At 72.4% G+C, this 21,658-nt stretch carries 18 protein-coding genes and 1 tRNA gene; 17 read left to right on the forward strand and 2 right to left on the reverse strand.

The genetic code is table 11. The features are described from left to right. Nucleotides 1-12: 12 nt before the first annotated feature. The 7 genes from ACIP6W_RS09000 (at nucleotide 13) to ACIP6W_RS09030 (ending at nucleotide 7,967) form a co-directional block, all read left to right on the forward strand. The gene (locus ACIP6W_RS09000) at nucleotides 13-1,170 is read left to right on the forward strand and encodes an acyl-CoA dehydrogenase family protein (RefSeq protein WP_209682533.1); all 1,158 of its coding nucleotides are present in this window, start codon (nucleotides 13-15) and stop codon (nucleotides 1,168-1,170) included. 45 nt (nucleotides 1,171-1,215) lie between these two features. Next, complete coding sequence (dinB, locus tag ACIP6W_RS09005; protein WP_400429093.1) at nucleotides 1,216-2,466, forward strand: DNA polymerase IV; 1,251 nt, start codon at nucleotides 1,216-1,218, stop codon at nucleotides 2,464-2,466. A 164-nt stretch (nucleotides 2,467-2,630) separates the two neighbouring features. Continuing rightward, entirely contained in the window at nucleotides 2,631-4,430 is a 1,800-nt protein-coding gene (locus ACIP6W_RS09010) for a DEAD/DEAH box helicase (protein WP_066658243.1), read from the forward strand. Beyond that, on the forward strand, nucleotides 4,427-4,636 hold the full coding sequence (locus ACIP6W_RS09015; RefSeq protein WP_066654373.1) for a hypothetical protein: 210 nt from the start codon (nucleotides 4,427-4,429) through the stop codon (nucleotides 4,634-4,636). The genes ACIP6W_RS09010 and ACIP6W_RS09015 overlap by 4 nt, the downstream gene beginning before the upstream one ends. Nucleotides 4,637-4,723: 87 nt before the next feature. Next, nucleotides 4,724-6,052, forward strand: a complete 1,329-nt coding sequence (locus tag ACIP6W_RS09020) for an NAD(P)/FAD-dependent oxidoreductase (protein ID WP_066654372.1) — start codon at nucleotides 4,724-4,726, stop codon at nucleotides 6,050-6,052. A gap of 182 nt (nucleotides 6,053-6,234) precedes the next feature. Further along, entirely contained in the window at nucleotides 6,235-7,374 is a 1,140-nt protein-coding gene (locus ACIP6W_RS09025) for a zinc-dependent alcohol dehydrogenase (RefSeq protein WP_251155504.1), read from the forward strand. 11 nt (nucleotides 7,375-7,385) lie between these two features. Then, nucleotides 7,386-7,967: a hypothetical protein gene (locus ACIP6W_RS09030; protein WP_400429096.1), complete on the forward strand. Its 582-nt coding sequence runs from the start codon at nucleotides 7,386-7,388 to the stop codon at nucleotides 7,965-7,967. Nucleotides 7,968-8,143: 176 nt separating this feature from the next. On the opposite strand, the gene ACIP6W_RS09035 is transcribed toward ACIP6W_RS09030, so the two are convergent. Next, nucleotides 8,144-8,229: transfer RNA gene (locus ACIP6W_RS09035), tRNA-Leu, on the reverse strand. A gap of 187 nt (nucleotides 8,230-8,416) precedes the next feature. Here ACIP6W_RS09035 and ACIP6W_RS09040 point away from each other — a divergent pair. The 3 genes from ACIP6W_RS09040 (at nucleotide 8,417) to mshC (ending at nucleotide 11,866) form a co-directional block, all read left to right on the forward strand. Next, the gene (locus tag ACIP6W_RS09040; protein ID WP_400429098.1) at nucleotides 8,417-9,733 is read left to right on the forward strand and encodes a M20/M25/M40 family metallo-hydrolase; all 1,317 of its coding nucleotides are present in this window, start codon (nucleotides 8,417-8,419) and stop codon (nucleotides 9,731-9,733) included. A gap of 61 nt (nucleotides 9,734-9,794) precedes the next feature. Further along, on the forward strand, nucleotides 9,795-10,625 hold the full coding sequence (locus tag ACIP6W_RS09045) for an undecaprenyl-diphosphate phosphatase (RefSeq protein WP_326496292.1): 831 nt from the start codon (nucleotides 9,795-9,797) through the stop codon (nucleotides 10,623-10,625). Further along, nucleotides 10,622-11,866 carry a cysteine--1-D-myo-inosityl 2-amino-2-deoxy-alpha-D-glucopyranoside ligase gene (gene mshC, locus ACIP6W_RS09050; RefSeq protein ID WP_400429100.1) on the forward strand — a complete coding sequence of 415 codons (1,245 nt, stop codon included), beginning with the start codon at nucleotides 10,622-10,624 and terminating at the stop codon, nucleotides 11,864-11,866. The genes ACIP6W_RS09045 and mshC overlap by 4 nt, the downstream gene beginning before the upstream one ends. 309 nt (nucleotides 11,867-12,175) lie before the next feature. On the opposite strand, the gene ACIP6W_RS09055 is transcribed toward mshC, so the two are convergent. After that, a complete protein-coding gene (locus tag ACIP6W_RS09055) occupies nucleotides 12,176-13,111 on the reverse strand; it encodes a proteasome assembly chaperone family protein (RefSeq protein WP_066654364.1) in 936 nt (311 codons plus the stop codon). A gap of 158 nt (nucleotides 13,112-13,269) precedes the next feature. Between ACIP6W_RS09055 and ACIP6W_RS09060 the strand changes: the two genes are divergently transcribed. The 7 genes from ACIP6W_RS09060 to ACIP6W_RS09090 all read left to right on the forward strand — a co-directional run bounded on the left by ACIP6W_RS09060 (nucleotide 13,270) and on the right by ACIP6W_RS09090 (nucleotide 21,655). Next, on the forward strand, nucleotides 13,270-13,980 hold the full coding sequence (locus ACIP6W_RS09060; RefSeq protein ID WP_271827136.1) for an HAD family phosphatase: 711 nt from the start codon (nucleotides 13,270-13,272) through the stop codon (nucleotides 13,978-13,980). Beyond that, a complete protein-coding gene (locus tag ACIP6W_RS09065) occupies nucleotides 13,977-15,107 on the forward strand; it encodes a tRNA (adenine-N1)-methyltransferase (RefSeq protein ID WP_400429102.1) in 1,131 nt (376 codons plus the stop codon). Before ACIP6W_RS09060 ends, ACIP6W_RS09065 begins: the two co-directional genes overlap by 4 nt. A gap of 40 nt (nucleotides 15,108-15,147) precedes the next feature. After that, nucleotides 15,148-16,074, forward strand: a complete 927-nt coding sequence (locus ACIP6W_RS09070) for an FKBP-type peptidyl-prolyl cis-trans isomerase (RefSeq protein ID WP_400429104.1) — start codon at nucleotides 15,148-15,150, stop codon at nucleotides 16,072-16,074. A 72-nt stretch (nucleotides 16,075-16,146) separates the two neighbouring features. Continuing rightward, on the forward strand, nucleotides 16,147-17,235 hold the full coding sequence (locus tag ACIP6W_RS09075) for a helix-turn-helix transcriptional regulator (RefSeq protein ID WP_400429105.1): 1,089 nt from the start codon (nucleotides 16,147-16,149) through the stop codon (nucleotides 17,233-17,235). Next, nucleotides 17,228-18,199 carry a YafY family protein gene (locus tag ACIP6W_RS09080; RefSeq protein WP_066654356.1) on the forward strand — a complete coding sequence of 324 codons (972 nt, stop codon included), beginning with the start codon at nucleotides 17,228-17,230 and terminating at the stop codon, nucleotides 18,197-18,199. The genes ACIP6W_RS09075 and ACIP6W_RS09080 overlap by 8 nt, the downstream gene beginning before the upstream one ends. A 262-nt stretch (nucleotides 18,200-18,461) precedes the next feature. Continuing rightward, entirely contained in the window at nucleotides 18,462-19,214 is a 753-nt protein-coding gene (tatC, locus tag ACIP6W_RS09085) for a twin-arginine translocase subunit TatC (protein WP_066654351.1), read from the forward strand. Beyond that, entirely contained in the window at nucleotides 19,214-21,655 is a 2,442-nt protein-coding gene (locus ACIP6W_RS09090) for a DEAD/DEAH box helicase (RefSeq protein WP_400429107.1), read from the forward strand. The genes tatC and ACIP6W_RS09090 overlap by 1 nt, the downstream gene beginning before the upstream one ends. Nucleotides 21,656-21,658 lie beyond the last annotated feature (3 nt).

Consider the following 21,658-nt stretch of genomic DNA (forward strand, 5'->3'; position numbering starts at 1 on the left):
TAGTCTCGTGGCATGACGTTGGCCGACGAACCCGGGTGGACGCTGTCGCAGGACCTGCTGGAGCGGATCGCCGCCCGCGCGCCGCGGTACGACGCCGAGAACGCGTTCTGCGCCGAGGACCTCGAGGAGCTGCGCGCGGCCGGCTGGCTGCGCATCGGCGTCCCGGTCGAGCAGGGCGGCGCTGGGCTCGGCCTCGCCGCGACGAGCACCCTGCAGCGGCGGCTCGCGCAGGCCGCGCCGGCGACCGCGCTCGGGCTCGGGATGCACCAGGTGTGGGTGCAGGCGGCGCGCGCCGTCACGGCGCGGGGCGGGTCGTTCCTCCAGACCGTCACCGACCACGCGGCGGACGACCACCTGCTCGCCTTCGGGGTGAGCGAACCGGGCAACGACGCCGTGCTGTTCGACTCGTCGACGACGGCGGAGCCGGACGGCGACGGCGGCTACCGCTTCACCGGCACGAAGGTGTCCACCTCGCTCGCCCCGGCGTGGGACGTCCTCAGCGTGTTCGGCAAGGACACCAGTGGTCCGGAGCCACGGCTCGTGCACGGCTTCGTGCTGCGGTCCGACGGCGACGTCGAGCACCTCGACGACTGGGACACGCTCGGGATGCGCGCGACCCAGAGCCGGACGACGCTGCTGCACGGCGTGCACGTGCCGGCGTCGCGGATCGTCCGGGTGCTCCCCGTCGGTCCGACGCAGGACCCGCTCGTCTTCGGGGTGTTCGCGGCGTTCGAGCTGCTCGTGGCGTCGGTGTACGTCGGGATCGCCGAACGGGCGCTCGGACTGGCCGTCGCAGCGGTGTCCGGTCGACGCGGGCGCGACGGCGTTCCGCGGTCGCAGGACCCCGACGTCCGCCGTGCGGTCGCCGACCTGCGCGGCGCGGTCGACGCGGTCGCCCTGCAGGTGTCCGCCCTGGCCCGGTCGGTCGACGAGCTGGACGACCTCGGCCCCCGCTGGTTCCCGCTGCTCGTCGGCACCAAGGCGCGGACGGTGGACGCGGCGCAGCACGTCGTGGACGAGGCGCTGCGGCTCGCCGGCGGCTCGGCGTTCCGGGCGTCGTCGGAACTCGCCCGGCTCGCGCGGGACGTCCGAGCGGGGCAGTACCACCCGTCGACGCGGGACGCGGCGGCGCGGACGATCGCCGCCGCGGAGCTCGGGCCGCTCGCCTGAGCCGGAGCCCGGCCGGGTGTCGGTGGTGCGTGGCACCATCGCCGGGTGAGCAAGCAGGACGGACGCAACCGGCTCGTCTCCGAGCGTCCGGTCGACGACGTGACGGCGACGGTCCTGCACGTCGACATGGACGCCTTCTTCGCCTCCGTCGAACTGCTGGACCGTCCCGACCTGCGCGGGCTCCCCGTCATCGTCGGACACGACTCGGACCGCTCCGTCGTCACCGCCGCCACGTACGAGGCCCGTCGCTACGGCGTGAACTCGGCGATGCCGATGGCCGTGGCGAAGCGCCGGTGCCCGAACGCCGTCATCGTCGAGCCGCACTTCGAGAAGTACGCGGCGAAGTCGGCCGCGGTGATGCGCGTCTTCGGGCAGTTCACCCCGAAGGTCGAGAAGCTCGGGATCGACGAGGCGTTCCTCGACGTCGCCGGTGCGCTCCGGCTCTACGGCACCCCGTGGCAGATCGGCACCGCCATCCGCGCCGCGGTCCTCGCCGAGACGGGTCTCCACTGCTCGGTGGGCGCGGCCTCCACCAAGTTCGTCGCCAAGCTCGCGTCGAGCCGGTCCAAGCCGGACGGGCTCCTCGTCGTGCCGGCCACGCACACCGTGGCCTTCCTGCACCCCCAACCGGTCGCGGCGCTCTGGGGCGTCGGCGGCACGACGCAGGAGAAGCTCGAGCGCCGTGGCATCCGTACGGTCGGGGACCTCGCCCACACGCCGCTGCCGTCGCTCGTCGCCGCACTCGGACCCGCCGGCGGACAGCGCCTGCACGACCTGTCCTGGGGCCGCGACCCGCGCGTGGTCGACACCGGCGTCAGCGAGAAGTCGATCGGGCACGAGGTCACCTTCGGACGTGACCTGACCGAGCGTGACGACGTCGCCCGCGAGCTCCTGCGCCTGGCCGACAAGGTCGCCGTGCGCCTGCGCCGCGCCGGCGTGCAGGCCCGCACGGTCGCGCTCAAGGTGCGGTACACCGACTTCAGCACCCTCACCCGGTCCCGGACGCTCGCCGAACCGACCGATGTGGCGAAGCGGCTCCACCACGAGGCGGTCGAGCTCTACGACGTCCTGCACCGGCCCGGCAACCGGATCCGCCTGATCGGCGTGCGCGGCGAGAACCTCGTCCCGGCAGCGGCGAGCAACGCGCTGTGGGACGACGACGCGCCGTGGCGGGAGACCGAGACGACGGTCGACGCGGTCGCCGCACGCTTCGGTGCCGGCGTGCTCCGGCCCGCCTCGCTCGTGCGCGGCACGCCCGAGCAGCGTCCGCCGCACGCCCGGCAGGACCCGGCCTGACGGTAGGATCGCGTGAAGTGAGCGCAGCGGAGTACGACGACCAGCAGCAGCCCGCGACGCTGTGGGGCGACGCTCCGGACGGCGACGACCGGGCGACGCGGGAGCAGTCCGCGGTCGGTGGTGAACCGGCCGCGCCGGGCGCTGCCCGACCCCACGACGAGGCCGTGGTCCAGGCGGAGAACGCCGGCAACGCGGCCGCCGAGCACCTGTCACCGGCCTTCCCGGAGCGGGCTGCGTGGGGGACCGCGTCGAAGCTCCGTGCGTGGCAGGTCGAGGCGCTCACGAAGTACTTCGAGACCGAGCCGCGCGACTTCCTCGCCGCTGCGACCCCCGGCGCCGGCAAGACCACGTTCGCGCTCCGCCTCGCCACGGAGCTCCTCGCCCGCGGCACCGTCGACCGCATCGTCGTCGTGGCCCCGACGGAGCACCTCAAGCGGCAGTGGGCGGACTCTGCCGACCGCGTGGGCATCCGGATCGACCCGATGTTCAAGAACGGCGACGGGATGTTCGGGCGGCACTACCAGGGCGTGGCGATCACCTACGCGCAGGTCGGCATGAACCCCGAGGTCCACCAGAAGATCACCGAGGGCGGTCGCACGCTGGTGATCCTCGACGAGGTCCACCACGGCGGCGACGCACTCACCTGGGGCGACGGCATCCGCGAGGCCTTCACGAAGGCGACCCGTCGGCTGTCCCTCTCCGGCACCCCGTTCCGGTCGGACACGGCCCCGATCCCGTTCGTGCAGTACGCCCCCGACGAGCAGGGCATCCGGACCTCGATCTCCGACTACAACTACGGGTACGGCCGCGCGCTCAAGGACGGCGTCGTCCGCCCGGTGCTGTTCATGGCCTACGCCGGGCAGATGCGGTGGAAGACGCGCATGGGCGACGAGATGTCGGCGTCCCTCGGCGAGCAGGTCACGAAGGACATCACCGCACAGGCGTGGCGGACCGCGCTCTCGCCGGAGGGCGAGTGGATGCCCGCCGTGCTGTCGGCCGCCGACAAGCGGCTGACCGAGGTCCGTCGCGGCGTGCCGGACGCCGGCGGCCTGGTGATCGCGACCGACACCACGACCGCGCGCGCCTACGCCCGGATCCTGCAGCAGATCACCGGCGAGCGACCGACCGTGGTGCTCTCCGACGAGGCCGCCGGATCGAGCCGGATCCAGGCGTACGCCGAGGACACCTCGCGCTGGATGGTCGCCGTCCGCATGGTGTCCGAGGGCGTCGACGTACCCCGGCTCTGCGTCGGCGTGTACGCCACGAGCGCGAGCACACCGCTGTTCTTCGCGCAGGTGATCGGGCGCTTCGTCCGGGCCCGCCGCCGCGGCGAGACCGCGAGCGTGTTCCTGCCGAGCGTGCCCGGGCTGATGGCCCTCGCGGCGTCGCTCGAGCTCGAGCGCGACCACGCCCTCGACCGGCCGAAGGACAGCGACGACGGGATGTACAACCCCGAGGACGCCATGGTCGCCGAGGCCAACAAGGAGGACCGGGCGTCCGAGAGCCTGCTCGAGGTGCAGCCGTTCGAGGCGCTCGACTCGCAGGCGTCGTTCGACCGGGTGCTCTACGACGGCGGCGAGTTCGGCACCGGGGGCGAGGTCGGCTCGCTCGAGGAACTCGACTTCATCGGCATCCCGGGGCTCCTCGAGCCCGACCAGGTGCGCGATCTCCTGCGGGCCCGTCAGGCATCCCAGGCGAAGCGGTCGAAGGGCCGCGCGGCGAAGGACGGCCTCCCCAAGCCCAAGCCCGACGAGTCGCGCCCGATGTACCAGACCATCAAGGAGCAGCGGACCGAGCTCGCACGGCTCGTCTCGATCTGGTCCCGGCACGCGAACGAACCGCACGGGGCCATCCACGCCGAGCTCCGTCGGATCAGCGGTGGGCCGGCCGTGGCGCAGGCGAGCATCGAACAGATCCAGAAGCGGATCGACGTGCTGCGCTCGCGGATCGGCAACCGACGGTGATCGAGCCCGTCGACGACCGCACGTGGCTGGTGAAGCGCACGCCGGAGTCCTCACCCGAGGCGATCATCGACCGCTTCGGCGGCGGGTACCGCCTGCGCCGGTTCTCGCTCACCGAGTCCCGTCGCACCCAGCACGGCGTCCACACCGGCCCCGAGCTGGCCGAGACCGCCTGGTGGCGCCTGCAGGACCGTCCGCCCGGACGGTGATCGCCCGGTGAGCGATCCGGTTGCGGTGCACGGACCGGGCGGCGCGGCTTGGTGACGTCACAGGGGTTCTTCCGGTAGACCGGGTGCATGGCAGACTCCATCCCTCACGTCCTCGTCCTCGGCGGCGGCTCCGCCGGCTACACCACGGTCAAGCAGCTCCAGAAGCACGCCGCGACCGTGCCGATGCGGATCACGCTGGTGGACCAGAACACGTACTACACGTACCTGCCGTTCCTGCCGGAGGTCGCGGGCGGGCACATCGCCCCGAAGGACGTCACCTTCGAGCTCCGTCGCGCGCTGAAGAAGACCCGCGTCATCCAGGGCAAGGTCACCGGCATCTCGTCGAAGGACAAGACCGTGTCCATCGCCACGGCCGGCGGCGACGACCGCACGCTCGGCTACGACCAGCTCGTCGTCGCGCTCGGCTCGGTGACCCGCACGTTCCCGACCCCCGGGCTCGAGGAGTACGGCGTCGGCTTCAAGACCGTGGAGGAGGCCGCCTACGTCCGCGCGAAGCTCCTCGACAACATCGCGAAGGCCGCTGCCACCCGTGACGAGGACGAGCGTCGCCGTCTGCTGACGAGCATCTTCGTCGGTGGTGGCTACACCGGCGTCGAGGCGATCGGTGAGCTCTTCGACGTCTCGCAGGCCGCCATCAAGACCTACCCGTCGCTCGCCGGTGAGCAGCCGCGCTGGGTGCTCATCGACGCGCTCGACCGCGTCGCGCCCGAGGTGGGCCCGGAGCTGTCGAAGTGGACCCTCGAGTCGCTCCGTGCCCGCGGCATCGACGTCCGGCTGAAGACCACCATGCCGAGCGCCGAGGGCGGGGTCATCAAGCTCTCCGACGGCGACGAGTTCGCCACCGGGCTACTCGTCTGGACCGCCGGCGTCAAGCCGAACCCGCTCCTCGACGCCACGGACCTGCCGCGTGGTCCGAAGGGCCACCTCGCTGCGAACGCCAAGCTCCAGGTCGAGGCCGAGGACACGCACGAGGTCGTCCCGGGTGTCTGGGGCCTCGGCGACGTCGCGCAGGTCCCCGACCTGACCGCCGAGAAGCAGCCGGCGTACTACCCGCCGAACGCGCAGAACGCCGTCCGTCAGGCCGTCGTCGCCGCGGACAACGTGGTCGCCACGATCACGGGCAAGCCGCTCGAGGAGTACCGCCACCCGTCGATCGGCACCGTCGCCTCGTACGGCGTCGGCAAGGGCGCCGGCAACATCAAGGGTGTCAAGATGACGAACCTGCTCGCCTGGCTCGCGCACCGCTCGTACCACGTGTACGCGATGCCGACGCTGAACCGGAAGGTCCGCATCGTCATCGGCTGGATCACCGGTGCGGTGTCCGGCCGCGACGCGACCAGCCTCATCAAGGAGACCGACCCGCGACGCAACTTCGTCGAGGCCTCCAAGAGCTGACACAGGTCGACGTCACCTCGTGACGGACGGACGGGAGGCGCGGTGCCGGTCGGCACCGCGCCTCCCGTCCGTTCGCCGGTCCGCCGTCGACGGTCCCGGTCGTTCTGCTCAGATCGCGCGGTCCTGGAGCGCCTCGCACGGCACCGAGGCGAGCGTGGGCTCCACGAACGAGGGGAGCGCCCATGCGTGCCATGACCTACCGCGGACCGTACCGGGTCCGTGTCGAGGAGAAGCCCGATCCGCGGATCGAGCACCCGAACGACGCCGTCGTCCGGGTCGAACGGGCCGCGATCTGCGGTTCCGACCTGCACCTGTACCACGGCATGATGCCCGACACCCGCGTCGGGCACACCTTCGGCCACGAGTTCATCGGCGTGGTCGAGGAGGTCGGTTCGTCGGTGGCGTCACTCGCCGTCGGCGACCGCGTGATGGTGCCCTTCAACGTCTACTGCGGCTCCTGCTGGTTCTGCGCGAGGGGGCTGTTCTCGAACTGCCACAACGTGAACCCGAACGCGACGGCCGTCGGCGGCATCTACGGGTACTCGCACACCACGGGCGGCTACGACGGCGGGCAGGCGGAGCGCGTCCGCGTACCGTTCGCCGACGTCGGCCCGTCCGTCATCCCGGAGTGGCTGGACGCCGAGGACGCCCTCCTGATGACCGATGCCCTGAGCACGGGCTACTTCGGCGCACAGCTCGCCTCGATCCGCGAGGGCGACACCGTGGTGGTGCTGGGCGCCGGCCCGGTCGGGCTGTTCGCTGCTCGGTCGGCGTGGTTCATGGGTGCCGGCCGCGTGATCGTCATCGACCAGCTGGAGTACCGGCTCGAGAAGGCGCGCACCTTCGCCCACGCCGAGACCATCAACTTCGCCGAGGTCGACGACGTCGTGCTCGAGATGAAGCAGCAGACCGACTTCCTCGGAGCGGACAGCGTGATCGACGCCGTCGGTGCCGAGGCGGACGGCAACTTCACCCAGCAGGTCACGGCGTCGAAGCTCAAGCTGCAGGGCGGGTCACCGACGGCGCTCAACTGGGCGATCGACGGTGTGCGCAAGGGCGGGACGATCTCCGCCGTCGGCGCGTACGGACCGATCCCGAGCGCGGTGAAGTTCGGCGACGCCATGAACAAGGGCCTGACGATCCACACGAACCAGGCGCCGGTCAAGCGCCAGTGGCCCCGGCTGCTCGAGCACATCCAGGCCGGACACTTCCGTCCGAGCGACATCATCACGCACCGGGTCCCGCTCGAGCACATCGACGAGGCCTACCACCTGTTCTCGTCGAAGCTCGACGACTGCATCAAGACGGTGATCGTGCCGTGAAGGAGACACCCGTGACCGACCACACGCCCTACATCGCCGACCCGCCCCGACGTGTGCCCTCGTCGGCGGAGCTCCGTGAGCGCATCCCCGGGTGGGGGAGCGACCTCGACCCGGCCGACCGTCCGTCGGTGCCGAAGCTCTCCCGCGAGGTCGGACTCGCCTCGTGTGCCCACTGGGACGTCCCCGAGCCACAGCCCGGCGGCGAGGGCCGCGAGCGGTCGATCGAGCACGCCCACGTCACGCCCGTGTTCGGGACGGCGCAACCGCTGTCCGGGCTCGCCGGGGTCGTGAAGCGGTTCGCCTACCGACGCTTCAGCGAGGGCCGGCTGGCGCACTGGCTGCTCCTCGTGCTGGGCGACCGGATCGACGTGGCCACCCACCGGGTGACGGACGCGCTCCGCGGCCGACCGGACCGGGTCGTGCACGAGACCGGGTGGCGCGCCGAGCTCGGCAACCGGCCCGTCTCGACGCGTCTGGGCTCCTCGCGACGGGACGGGCGCCACCAGCTGCTCGACCCGGTCGTGGCGAACTGGGGCTGGCTCGCCGCCCTCGGCGGCCTGGTGCTGGTCGTGCGTCGCCTGCGGCGTCACTGAGACGCGGGGCGGAGGCCCTCGCGCCGCGCGCCTCCTGCGACACCGCGCTCGTCGTTCGACAGCGGTGATGTCGCACGATGCGCGTGCATCGGGTCATCGGGCCCGCGATGCTCGCCGGGCGAGCACGGACGAGAAGAGCCCCCTGGCCGACAGGCCAGGGGGCTCTTCTCTTCTTGTGTCCGAGGGGGGACTTGAACCCCCACGCCCTAATACGGGCACTAGCACCTCAAGCTAGCGCGTCTACCAATTCCGCCACCCGGACAGGGTGTTCTGCACTTGTTCGGCTGTCGTTCCGGGCTGTTTTCCCGGCGTTCCTGCCGAGAGAAGACACTAGCACGGCTCTGAACGCACGATGAACACGGGCGCGCATCCCGGGCGAGTCCTTCGGAACGACGGGCGAGCAGGGGGCGTACGCGGGTGCGTCGCGGGCTGCCGGTAGCGTTGGTGGCATGAGCGACGCCCAGCCGACCGAGCCGGACCTCGAGGCCACCGCCGCCATCGCGCGGGACCTCATCCGCATCGACACCACGAACTGGGGCGAGGGCAGGTCGGTCGGCGAGACCGAGGCGGCGCAGTACGTGGAGGCGGAGCTGCGCGACCTGGGCTTCGCGCCGCAGCTCTTCGAGTCGGAGCCGGGCCGGGTGAGCGTCGTCGCCCGTGTGGCGGGGCGGAACGCCGACAAGCCGGGTCTCGTCGTGCACGGGCACCTCGACGTGGTGCCGGCCGACCCCGCGAACTGGACGGTGGACCCGTTCGGCGGCGAGGTGCGCGACGGCATGCTCTGGGGCCGCGGCGCGGTCGACATGAAGAACATGGACGCGATGATGCTGACGGCGTTGCGCGACGTGGTCGAAGGTCAGGGCGCACCCGAGCGTGACCTCGTCATCGGGTTCTTCGCGGACGAGGAGGCGGGCGGGGTGCTCGGCGCCCACCACGTCGTCGACACGCACCCGGAGGTCTTCGCCGGCGCGACCGAGGCGATCAGCGAGGTCGGCGGGTACTCGGTGACCCTCGGCGGGCAGCGGGCCTACCTGCTGCAGACCGGCGAGAAGGCCCTGATGTGGATCAAGCTCGTCGCGCGGGGCACCGCGGCGCACGGCTCGCACGTGATGCGGGACAACGCGGTGACCAAGGTGGCCGCCGCGGTGGCGCGCATCGGAGCGGAGGAGTGGCCGGTCCGGCTCTCCGGCACCACCGAGGCGATGGTCCGCGAGATCGCGCGGCTCCTCGGCGTCGACCCCGTGACGACCGGGCCGGACGAGGTCGCCCTCGCGACCGGGTCCGCCTCGCGCTTCATCCACGCGGCGCTGCACACGACGACCAACCCGACGGTCCTCCGCGCCGGGTACAAGCACAACGTGATCCCGGACGCTGCCGAGGCCCTCGTCGACCTCCGCTGCCTGCCGGGCGACGAGGAGACCGTGCTCGAGCGGGTCCGGGAACTCGCGGGCGACGACGTCGAGGTCGTGATGACGCACCGGGACGTCGGCCTCGAGCAGGACTTCGGCGGACCCCTCGTCGACGCCGTGCGCGGGACGCTCGAGCGCCACGACCCCGGGGCGCCCGTGCTGCCCTACCTGCTGTCCGGCGGCACCGACAACAAGGCGATGTCGCGGCTCGGGATCGCCGGGTACGGGTTCGTCCCGCTGCAGCTGCCGGAGGACGTCGACTTCCCGGCGATGTTCCACGGCGTCGACGAGCGCGTGCCCCTCGACGCCCTCGCCTTCGGGCGGCGCGTCCTCGGCGACCTGCTCGCCACGTACTGATACATTGCCGGGTCGCCCCTCGGCGGCGACCCGCGACGACCGGCACGAAAGGCCCCGCTCGATGCACATCCTCGAGGCGATCTTCCTCGGCTTCGTGCAGGGACTCACCGAGTTCCTGCCCGTGTCCTCCAGCGCGCACCTGCGCATCGTCGGGCTCTTCCTGCCCGATGCGAAGGACCCGGGTGCCGCGTTCACCGCGGTGACGCAGCTCGGCACCGAGACGGCCGTGCTGATCTACTTCTGGAAGGACATCACCCGGATCGTCGGGCGGTGGTTCCGGTCGGTGTTCCGGCGCGACGTGCCGAAGGGGGACCCGGACGTCCGCCTCGGCTGGCTGGTCATCCTCGGCACGATCCCGATCGGTGTCGCCGGACTCCTGCTCAAGGACTCCATCGAGACCACGTTCCGGTCGCTCTGGATCGTGGCGATCGTGCTCATCGTCTTCGGCGTCGTGCTCGGCGTGCTCGACGTCGTCGGGCGCAAGGTCCGTCCGATCGAGCAGATGACGTTCCGGAACGGCCTGCTCATCGGCGTCGCCCAGATGCTGGCGCTCGTCCCGGGCGTCTCGCGCTCCGGCGCCACGGTGTCGATGGGACTCGCCCTCGGCTACACCAGACCGGCCGCGGCGCGCTTCGCGTTCCTGCTCGCCGTCCCCGCGGTCTTCCTGTCCGGCTTCTACGAGGCCGCGACGAGCCTCGGCGACCACGGCGCGCCCTTCGGTCTCGTCGACACGCTGGTGGCGACCGTCGTCGCGTTCGTCGTCGGCTTCGTCGTCATCGCCGCGTTCATGAACTACATCTCGAAGCGCAGCTTCATGCCCTTCGTGGTCTACCGGATCGCACTCGGTATCGTGCTCATCGTGTTGCTGTCGCTCGGAGTGATCCAGCCGTGAGGGCCTGGCAGGTCCCGTCCGTCCCGTCCGTCCCCGGTGACGCGCCCCGACCCGTGGTGCACGACACCGCGGCCGGGCGGCCCGTGGACCCGACCCACGGCGCGGAGGGCGCGACGCTCTACGTGTGCGGCATCACGCCGTACGACGCCACCCACCTCGGCCACGCGGCGACCTACCTGGCGTTCGACACGCTCGGTCGCGCCTGGCGGGACGCGGGGCTCGAGGTCGAGTACGCGCAGAACACCACGGACGTCGACGACCCGCTGCTCGAGCGCGCCGCGCGGGACGGCGTCGACTGGCGCGAGCTCGCCGCGTCGCAGATCGACCTGTTCCGCCGCGACATGGAGGCACTCCGCGTCCTGCCGCCGGACGACTTCGTCGCGGTGACCGACGAGGTCGAGCGCATCGCCGAGGCCGTCGCGTACCTGCAGGAGACCGGGTACGCCTACGACGTGCCGACCGACGACTCCGAGGGCGACGACGTCTACTTCGACGTGAACCGCCCCACCGAGGCGTGGGCGCTCGGCGACGAGAGCCGCCTGGACCGCGAGACGATGCTCGTGCTGTCGGCCGAGCGGGGCGGGGACCCGGACCGCGCCGGCAAGCGCGACCCGCTCGACCCGCTGCTCTGGCGTGCCGAGCGCGCCGGCGAGCCGAGCTGGGACACCGAGCTCGGCCCGGGACGACCCGGCTGGCACATCGAGTGCAGCGTGATCGCGGGCGACAAGCTCGGCCTGCCGATCAGCGTGCAGGGCGGCGGCAGCGACCTCGTCTTCCCGCACCACGAGATGAGCGCCGGGCACGCCGCCGCGCTCGCGCACCAGCCGCTCGCCAACGCCTTCGTGCACACCGGCATGATCGCCTACCAGGGGTCGAAGATCTCGAAGTCGCTCGGCAACCTCGTCACCGTGCGCGGCCTGCTCGACGACGGCGCCGACCCGCGGGCCGTCCGGCTCGCGCTGCTGTCGCACCGGTACTCGGACGACTGGGAGTGGTTCGACGGCGAACTGACGAGCGCGACCACCCGGCTCGCGACGTGGGACGCCTGGGCGTCCGGCGACGCTCCGGGTCACGAGGACGACGCCGCCGACGCGATCGCCCGCATCCGCGCGCGTGTCGCCGACGACCTCGACACGCCGGGTGCGGTCGCCGCGGTCGACACCGCGATCGCCGCGGGGACCCGCGCGACACCGGAGCTGGTCGACCTCGTCGACGCCCTGCTCGGCATCCGCCTGGCCTGAGACCGGGGGCTCGGGCAGGCGCTCTCCCGGTCGCGCGACGTGCCGCCGGTGGCCGTCGCGGGGGGGGGGGGGGGGGGGGGGGGGGGGGGGGGGGGGGGGGGGGCCGCGGGGGGGCCCGGCGCGGGGGGGGGGGCGGGGCGGTCCCGGGGGCCGCCCTGCGGCGGGGGGGGGCGCGGGGGGCCGCCCGCGGCCCCGCTCACCCCAGAGGTGAGCGGCACGTCGTGCGACCGGAGCGTGTGCCGACGACGGGACGGACGGGAGGCGCGGTGCCAGCCGGCACCGCGCCTCCCGTCCGTCCCGTGGTCGCGACTACTGCTGCGGCGGCTGCGGGGGCCGCCACGGACCCTCGCCGCCGGCGGTGCCGCCGTCCTTGCCGTCCTTGCGCTCGCGTCGGCGGAGGTACTGCTCGAACTCCTGCGCGATCGCGTCCCCCGACGCCTCGGGGGAGTCGACCGTGTCGCGGGCCTGCTCGAGCTGGCCGATGTAGCTCGCCATGTCCTCGTCGTCGGCGGCGAGGGCGTCGATGCCCTCCTCCCACTCGGTGGCCTCGTCGAGCAGGCTGCCCCGCGGGACCGTGACGTCGGCGAGCTCCTCGATCTTGTCGAGGAGGGACAGGGTGGCCTTCGGCGACGGCGAGTTGTGCACGTAGTGGGGGACCGAGGCCCACAGGGAGAGCGTGGTGAGCCCCGCGGTGTCCATCGCGTCGGAGAGCACGCCGAGGATGCCGGTCGGTCCCTCGTACGTCGACCGGTCGACGTCGAACGCCGCACGGACACCGGCGTTCTCGCTCGACACGAACACCGAGATCGGTCGGGTGTGCGGGACGTCCGCCAGCATCGCGCCGACGAACACCACCGCGTCGATCGAGTACACGTCGGCGAGGTCGATGACCTCCGCACAGAACCCCCGCCAGGTCCGGGACGGCTCCGGCCCGACCAGGACGAACACGTCGCGTTCGGTCTCGGAACCGGCCGCGCCGATGACCGGACGCCCCTCGGCGCCGGGCCCGTGCAGGACGATGCGGGGCCAGCGGATGGCTCGGGAACCGTCCTCCGCGGTGCCGACCTCCGGCCGGTTGAACTGGTAGTCGACGTACCGCTCGCCGTCGATCTCACGCAACTCGTCGAGTTCCAGCGCGTCGACGATCCGGCGGGCGAGGCCGCTCGCAGCCTCGCCGGCGTCGTTCCAGCCCTCGAAGGCGACGACGAGCAGTCGGCCGTCGCTGAAGGGGGAGTGCTGTGGCACGGAGGGGCCTCCTGGTGGTGGAGCGGGGCGCGCACGGTGATCGCGCGCGGCCGGACACGGTCGATCACCCAGGATATGCCGGAGCCGCCCGCGGCACCCCTCCGTCCGCCCCGAGCGGAACCGCGGCGCCGGTCGGTGCCCCGGTAGACTCGTCGCCCGTGACCGCCCAGCACCCCGAACGCGTCCTCCCCGCAGCCGTGCTGTGGGACATGGACGGCACGATCATCGACACCGAACCGATCTGGCAGCAGTCCCAGGTCGAGCTGACCGACCGGTACGGCGCCGAGTGGACCCACGAGGACGGCCTCTCCCTGGTCGGGAGCGGGCTCGAGCGGTCGGGTGAGATCCTCCGCGACCGGGGCGTCGACATGGACGTCGAGGAGATCGTCCTGTGGATGACCGACTACGTGACGCAGCGCCTGCAGGGCGGTGAGCTCCCCTGGCGTCCCGGCGCCCGCGAACTCGTCGAGGAGCTGCACGACCGCGGCATCCCGACCGCGCTGGTGACGATGTCCCGCCGCACGATGGCGCTCGTCACCGCCGACGCCCTCGGTGCCCGCGGCTTCCGCGTGGTCGTCGCCGGCGACGACGTCGACCGTCCGAAGCCCCACCCGGACGCCTACCTGGCCGCGGCGGCGCAGCTCGGGGTCGACCCCACCGCGTGCATCGCGATCGAGGACTCGGCCACCGGGGTCGCCTCGGCCGTGGCCTCCGGCGCCGTCACCGTCGCGGTCGAGCACATCGTGCCGCTGTCCGAGATCGCCGGTGGCGACGTGCACCTGACGACGCTGGCGGACGTGGACGTCGACCGCCTCGTCGAACTGACCAGCCCGGCCCTCGCGGCCCGTACCGAGACGGCGAGCCGATGACCGAGCAGACCCAGCAGCCCTCGCAGGACGACGTCGTCGCCCTGCCGCACACCGCCGGTGGCGCCCCGCACACCCCGCCGCGCGGTCCGTTCCGCGCCGGTGACCGCGTGCAGCTCACCGGCCCGAAGGGCAAGCTCACGACGCTCTCGCTCGAGACCGCCGGCGAGTACCACACCCACCGCGGCGTGCTCCGGCACGACGACGTGATCGGGCAGCCCGACGGCTCCGTGATCCGGGCGAGCACCGGCGACGAGTACCTCGCGCTCCGGCCGCTCCTCAACGACTACGTGATGTCGATGCCCCGGGGCGCGGCCATCGTCTACCCGAAGGACGCCGCCCAGATCGTCGCCTTCGCGGACGTCTTCCCGGGCGCCCGGGTCGTCGAGGCCGGCGTCGGCTCGGGAGCACTCTCGCTCTTCCTCCTCCGGGCGATCGGCCCGACCGGCCGGCTGCAGTCGTTCGAGCGCCGCGAGGAGTTCGCCGCCATCGCGCGCGGCAACGTCGGCACGTTCCTCGGCGCCGTGCCGGACAACTGGTCGGTGACCGTCGGCGACCTCGTCGAGGAGCTCCCCGGCGCCACCCGACCGCAGAGCATCGACCGCGTGGTCCTCGACATGCTCGCGCCGTGGGAGTGCGTCGACGCCGCGGCGGACGCGCTCGTCCCCGGCGGGCTCGTCGTCTGCTACGTGGCGACGGTCACGCAGCTGTCCCGCACGGCCGAGGCGCTGCGGGACACCGGGCGCTTCACGGACCCGCAGTCGAGCGAGACCCTCGTGCGCACCTGGCACGTGGAGGGTCTCGCCGTCCGTCCGGACCACCGGATGGTCGGCCACACCGGGTTCCTCGTGACCGCCCGACGCCTCGCCGACGGCGTCGTGCTGCCGAACCTGAAGCGTCGTGCAGGCAAGGCCGAGTTCTCGGACGAGGACGTCGAGGCCTGGACCCCCGGCGCCGTCGGCGAGCGGTCCGCCAGCGACAAGAAGCTCCGGAAGGTCGCCCGTCAGGCAGCGGCCCAGGCGCGCAGGGTCGCCGCTGCCGAGGCCTCGACGGACGCGCAGGGGATCGCGCACGGCGGCGCCGAAGGCACCCCGGATGCCTCGCACGATGCCGCCGACGGCGACCGCTAGGCTACGCATGCCCGTCCAGCACCGAACGGAAAGAGGGTCCGTGCGCACCATCCCCGCACTCCTGGTCACCATCGGCCTCGCCGCGTCCCTGACGGGGTGCGCCGCCAGCGGGGCCGGTACGGCCGCGTCCTCCTGCCCGGCTCCCGGTGCCGCGTCGGCAGCGGTGACGGCGTCCGGTGCGTTCGGCAAGGAGCCGAAGGTGTCGGTGCCGTCCGGGCTGACCACGACGGACACGCAGGTGTCGGTCCTGCGCTCCGGCAACGGCCGCCAGATCGAGGAGGGGACGCCGGTCCTCGTCGAGTACACCCTCGTCGACGGCAGCACCGGTCAGGTCGCGCAGACCAGCGGGTACTCCGGGCAGACCGCCCCGATCACCGCGGGCGCTGCGAACTACGGCCCCCTGGGCACCGCGCTCGAGTGCGCCCACGTGGGCGACCGGCTCGCCGTCGCCCTGCCGAAGAGCGAGCTGAGCGGGAGCGCGTCCGCCGGATCCGGCACGTCGCGCAAGGCCGAGGACGCCGTGATCGCGGTCATGGACGTCAAGCAGGCCTTCGACGCCCGGGCGACCGGCACGCCGCAGCTCGCCGGCGACGGCATGCCCGCCGTCGTCCTCGCGCCGTCGGGTGCGCCCGGCATCACGATCCCGTCGTGGAGCGCCCCGAAGGACGACGCGCTGCACCTGCTCCGCAAGGGGTCCGGGGCGGAGCTCACCGCGAAGGACACCGCGGTCATCAAGTACACGGCCGTCTCGTGGGCCGGCAGCAACGGCGACTCGTCCGTCGTCGGCTCGAGCTGGACCGACGGATCGGGCGCACAGGCGATCCCGCTCGCGAAGGGCCAGGTCATCGACGGCGTGCGGAACGCCGTCCTCGGCCACCGTGTCGGCGACCAGGTCCTGGCGATCGTGCACCAGCAGGACGGCACCACCGCGTACGTCATCGACGTGCTCGGGAAGATGCCCGCCTGACCCTCGACGGTCCGTCCACCGACCGCGCGCGGGTGCACTCCGGCGCACCCGCGCTGCCGTAGGATCGGGCTCGTGCCAGCCACCCGAGCCCCCCGCGTCCCCGCCGAGGAGCGGCTCTTCAGCCTGGTGCTCGCGCTGCTCTCGACCGAGGCCGGGCTGACCAAGGCGGAGATCCTGGCCAACGTGCAGGGCTACCGGCAGCGGTACACGTCCGGTGGGGACAACGCGTCGCTCGAGCGGCAGTTCGAGCGCGACAAGGACGACGTCCGCGACCTCGGCATCCCGCTCGAGACGATCGAGACGCCCGGCGCCGCCGGCAACAACCAGACGCTCCGGTACCGCATCCCGAAGGGCGAGTACGACCTGCCGCTCGACGTCCGCTTCACCCCGGACGAGTCCGCACTGCTGTCGCTCGCCGCGATGGCCTGGCGCGAGGGCGCACTGTCCACCGACTCACGACGGGCGCTGCTGAAGGTCCGGTCCGCCGGTGCCGACGACGGTGGGACGACCACGGCGCAGGGTGTCGCCGGCATGGCCGCCTACTCGCCCCGGCTCCGCGCCCGTGACACCGCGTTCGAACCCCTGCGTTCAGCGCTCGACCGTGGCGCTGCCGTGCGCTTCGACTACATCACGCCGGGCGAGCACGCGCCCCGCCGGCGTGACCTCGCACCGCTCGCGCTCGTGCAGCACGGCGGTCGCTGGATGCTCGCAGCGCACGAGTTCTCCACCGGCGGCACGAAGAACTACCTGCTGTCGCGGATCGTCGGACCGGTCAGCGTGCACCAGGTCGGGCAGCACCCCGCTCCCGCCGGCGCCGCCGAACGTGCCCTGACCGAGCTGGACCGGGTGTGGGCCGAACGGACGGCGCGGATCGCGGTCGTGCCCGGTTCCGATGCCGAGCGCCGGCTCCAGCGTCGACGCGGCACCGAGGTCGACGACGACGGCGTGCTCGTCGTGCACCACGTCGACCCGCAGATCCTCGCCGAGGAACTGGCGGCCTTCGGTCCCGAGGTCCGGGTGCTCGAGCCCGCCGCGGTCCGCGAGCTCGTGGTCGCCCGCCTGCGCGCCCTCGTCGCCGACCACGCGGAGGCCGGCCGAGCCGACGCAGATCAGACCGCCGCCGCCGACCAGACCGCCGACGCCGGAGGTACCCGTGCCTGACCAGCAACCGCTCCAGGCACAGGACAAGCTCGCGTTCCTGCTCGTCCTCGTGCCGTACCTCATCGACCACGAGCGCGTGTCCGTGGCCGAGGCCGCACGGCACTTCGGCGTCCCCGAGCAGCGCATCCGCCGTGCGGTCGAGCTCATCGCGGTGTCCGGGGTGCCCGGCGAGACGATGCAGTACCAGCACGGTGACCTGTTCGACATCGCCTGGGACGACTTCGAGCAGAACGACATGATCGTGCTGACGAACCTCGTGGCGATCGACGACTCGCCCCGGCTGTCGGCGAGAGAGGCCTCGGCCCTGATCGCCGGCCTGCAGTACCTGTCCGCGCTGCCCGAGGCCGCCGACCGGGACGCGATCCGGTCCCTCATGGCGAAGCTCTCCCGCGGTGCCGGGGGAGCGGCGTCGAACGTCGCGGTCGGTCAGGACCTGCACGACGCGGCGCTCGCCACCATCCGCCGTGCCGTCGCCGACGGTCGTGGTCTGGCGTTCGAGTACGCCGGCCCGCGCACCCGAGGCGGGACCCGCCGTGTCGACCCGCTCCGCGTCGAGTCGATCGACACCGACTGGTACCTGCGTGCCTGGGACCTCGACCGGCAGGCGCTCCGGACCTTCCGGCTCGACCGGATGACGAGCGTGCGCGTGGACGACCGCCCGGCCGAGAAGACCATCGGCGACGTCGTGATCCCGGACACGCTCTTCCAGCAGTCCGGCGGCGACGTCATCGTCACGGTGGAGCTCGACTGCTCGGCGCTGCCCCTCGTCGCGGACTTCCTGGCGGACACCGCCGACGCCGAGGACGCAGACGGCCGCGTCCGCATCCGGCTCGCGGCATCGAACGGCTTCGACGGGGTCGTCCGGCTGGTGGCCGGCCTGCCGGGCCGAGCGGTCGTCCTCGACCCGCCGGCGGCCCGTGCCGCCGTCCGCGCGTTCGCCGAAGCAGCCCTGGCCGCCGAGTAGCGCGCGCACCGCGCCGTCGCCGGCCACCGCGTGCACCCCGCCAGCGCCGGCCACAGCGTGCACCGCGCCCGCCGCGCACCCTGACGGACGGGAGGCACGGGGCGGGCCCGCCGTGCGCCTCCCGTCCGGTCGTCCGCCTGTGGGTCCGCCGCCGACGGCCCGACTGTCGGCCCCGGTCCCGTAGGATCGGGCCATGGCTTCGACGACCGCGAGCGGGCGAGCGAGGCGACCAGGCCGTCCGGAGAAGGACACCGAGGGTCGCATGTCGCTCGGGCAGCACCTGATCGAGCTGCGGAACCGTCTCTTCAAGGCCGTCGTCGCGGTCGCGCTCTGCGCGGTCGGCGGGTGGTTCCTCACCCCGTTCGTGCTCGATGCCCTGCGGCAGCCGGTCACCCAGTTGGCCGAGGTCGGCGGCCACACGGCCGAGCTGAACTTCCCGCAGATCACCGGCGCGTTCGACCTGCGGCTGCAGATCGCGATCACGATCGGTGTCGTGATCTCGAGCCCCGTCTGGCTCTACCAGGTCTGGGCGTTCATCGTCCCGGCGCTGGTGCGGCGCGAGAAGCAGTACGTGTTCGGGTTCCTGGGCACCGCGATCCCGCTGTTCTTCGCGGGCTGCTGGTTCGGCTGGTACGTCCTGCCGCACATCGTCGGGATCCTGGGCAGCTTCGTGTCGGCGCAGGACACGTCGATCGTCGACGCCAAGGCGTACTACGACTTCGTCATCAAGCTCATCGTCGCCGTCGGCATCGCGTTCGTGCTGCCGGTGTTCCTCGTGCTGCTGAACTTCGTCGGGGTGCTGTCGGCCAGCTCGATCATCAGGTCGTGGCGCGTCGCGATCGTGTGCATCCTGGTGTTCTGCGCGATCGTGACCCCGTCGGCCGACGTCATCTCGATGTTCCTGCTGGCGATCCCGATGACGGTGCTCTACGCAGCAGCGTGTCTCGTGACCTGGCTCCACGACCGCAGGCTGGCGAAGCAGCAGGCGAAGCTCGACGAGGAGTACGCACGCTGATGACCGCCGGACCCACTGCCGCCGAGCGCTACCAGGCGGCGAAGGTCCGGAACCGCTCGCGCAACCTCGAGCTGTTCCGTTCCGACCTGCGCTTCGACCTCGACCCGTTCCAGGTCGCCGGCTGCGACGCACTCGACCAGGGCCGGAGCGTCCTCGTCGCCGCACCGACCGGTGCCGGCAAGACGATCGTCGCCGAGTTCGCGATCTGGCTCGCCATGCGGCAGCCGACCGCGAAGGTCTTCTACACGACGCCGATGAAGGCGCTGAGCAACCAGAAGTACAACGAGCTCGTGGCCGACTACGGCGAGTCCGAGGTCGGGCTCCTCACCGGCGACACGAACGTCAACCCGCGGGCCCGTGTCGTGGTGATGACGACCGAGGTGCTCCGCAACATGATCTACGCGGACTCCGACCTGCTCGACGACCTGGCGTGGGTCGTCCTCGACGAGGTCCACTACCTGGCGGACCGGTTCCGGGGAGCGGTGTGGGAAGAGGTGATCCTGCACCTGCCGACCGAGGTCCGGCTCGTCTCCCTCAGCGCGACGGTGTCCAACGCCGAGGAGTTCGGCGACTGGCTGCAGACCGTCCGCGGCGACACCGACGTCATCGTGTCCGAGGACCGGCCGGTCCCGCTCGAGCAGCACGTGCTCGTCGGCTCGAAGATGGTCGACCTGTTCGACTCGAGCGGTGCGGCGGCCACGAACCGGGTGAACCCGGAGCTGCTCCGACTCGTCGGCGGCGCCTCGCGCAGCGAGCGGCACGGCGGCAGCCACCGTGGTCGTCGCGGACGCGGCGGCTACCCCGAGCGCCGGGGCCCTCGTACCGAGAAGATGTACCGCGAGCAGATCGCGAAGGTGCTCGACGAGCGGATGCTCCTGCCGGCGATCTTCTTCGTGTTCAGCCGCAACGGCTGCGACCAGGGCGTCCGTCAGGTCCTCCGGTCCGGCATCTCGCTGACGACCGCCGACGAGCGCAACGAGATCCGCGAGACGGCCGAGTACCACTGCCGGACCCTGCTCGACGAGGACCTCGCGGTGCTCGGCTACTGGGAGTGGCTCGAGGGCCTCGAGCGCGGTGTGGCCGCACACCACGCCGGCCTGCTGCCCGCGTTCAAGGAGGTCGTCGAGGACCTCTTCCAGCGCAAGCTCCTCAAGGTCGTGTTCGCGACCGAGACCCTGGCGCTCGGCGTGAACATGCCGGCCCGGACGGTCGTGCTCGAGAAGCTCGAGAAGTTCAACGGCGAGGCCCGGGTGCCGATCACGCCGGGGGAGTACACGCAGCTCACCGGTCGCGCCGGACGCCGTGGCATCGACGTCGAGGGCCACTCGGTCATCCAGTGGTCGGACGGCCTCGACCCGCAGGCCGTCGCGTCGCTGGCGAGCCGTCGCACGTACCCGCTCAACTCGTCGTTCAAGCCCACGTACAACATGGCCGTGAACCTCATCGAGCAGTTCGGTCGGCAGCGGACGCGCGAGGTCCTCGAGACCTCGTTCGCGCAGTTCCAGGCGGACCGTTCCGTCGTCGACCTCGCGCGCAAGGTCCGCTCGCAGCAGGAGTCCCTCGACGGCTACCAGCGCGCGATGCAGTGCCACCTCGGCGACTTCACCGAGTACGCCGCGCTCCGCCGTCGCCTGTCGGACCTCGAGCGCACGAACGTCCCCGGCGGTCGCGAGGCCTCGCACGGCGCCCGGCAGGAGCGCCAGGCGGCGATCACCGAGGTCCGTCGGCAGATGCAGCGCCACCCCTGCCACGCGTGCCCGGACCGCGAGGCGCACGCCCGCTGGGCCGAGCGCTGGTACAAGCTCAAGCGCGCCAACGACAAGCTCGTCCAGCAGATCCGCTCCCGCACGGGCGCCGTCGCGACGACGTTCGACCGGGTCACCGACGTGCTCCTGCAGCTCGGCTACCTGGTCGCCACCGGGGACGACGAAGCGACCGTCGCCGCGGGCGGACGTCGCCTGCAGCGGATCTACGGTGAGCGCGACCTGCTCGTGGCCGAGTGCCTCGAGGCCGGCGTCTGGAAGGAACTGACCCCGGCGCAGCTCGCCGCCATGGCCGCCACCATCGTGTACCAGCCCCGGCGCGAGGACGCCCCGGGGACCGAGCACGCCCTGCCCCGCGGAGCCTTCCGGCCGGCGCTCGACGAGACGCTGACCATCTGGGCGCGGCTCGACGACATCGAGCGCGATGCGCGGCTCGCCGGTTCGCAGCCGCCGACCCCGGCGATGTCGGTCGGCATGTTCCGCTGGGCGTCCGGCTCCGCGCTCGACGACGTGCTCCGGACCCTGGACATGCCCGCTGGCGACTTCGTGCGCTGGTCGAAGCAGGTCATCGACCTGCTGGACCAGGTCCGGAACGCCGGCGACGAGGAGCTCGCCCAGACCGCGCGACGGGCGACGGACGCGGTGCGCCGCGGCATCGTCGCCTACGCGACGGTCTGACGG

The organism is Curtobacterium sp. NPDC088465 (assembly GCF_044753165.1).
Classification (GTDB): domain Bacteria; phylum Actinomycetota; class Actinomycetes; order Actinomycetales; family Microbacteriaceae; genus Curtobacterium.

Bases quoted from the DNA above. Each gene is read 5' to 3' on its own strand.
- tatC (WP_066654351.1), top strand. From the start codon at position 18,462: ATGTCGCTCGGGCAGCACCTGATCGAGCTGCGGAACCGTCTCTTCAAG.
- ACIP6W_RS09090 (WP_400429107.1), top strand. From the start codon at position 19,214: ATGACCGCCGGACCCACTGCCGCCGAGCGCTACCAGGCGGCGAAGGTC.
- ACIP6W_RS09040 (WP_400429098.1), top strand. From the start codon at position 8,417: ATGAGCGACGCCCAGCCGACCGAGCCGGACCTCGAGGCCACCGCCGCC.
- ACIP6W_RS09020 (WP_066654372.1), top strand. From the start codon at position 4,724: ATGGCAGACTCCATCCCTCACGTCCTCGTCCTCGGCGGCGGCTCCGCC.
- ACIP6W_RS09045 (WP_326496292.1), top strand. From the start codon at position 9,795: ATGCACATCCTCGAGGCGATCTTCCTCGGCTTCGTGCAGGGACTCACC.
- ACIP6W_RS09000 (WP_209682533.1), top strand. From the start codon at position 13: ATGACGTTGGCCGACGAACCCGGGTGGACGCTGTCGCAGGACCTGCTG.
- ACIP6W_RS09025 (WP_251155504.1), top strand. From the start codon at position 6,235: ATGCGTGCCATGACCTACCGCGGACCGTACCGGGTCCGTGTCGAGGAG.
- ACIP6W_RS09065 (WP_400429102.1), top strand. From the start codon at position 13,977: ATGACCGAGCAGACCCAGCAGCCCTCGCAGGACGACGTCGTCGCCCTG.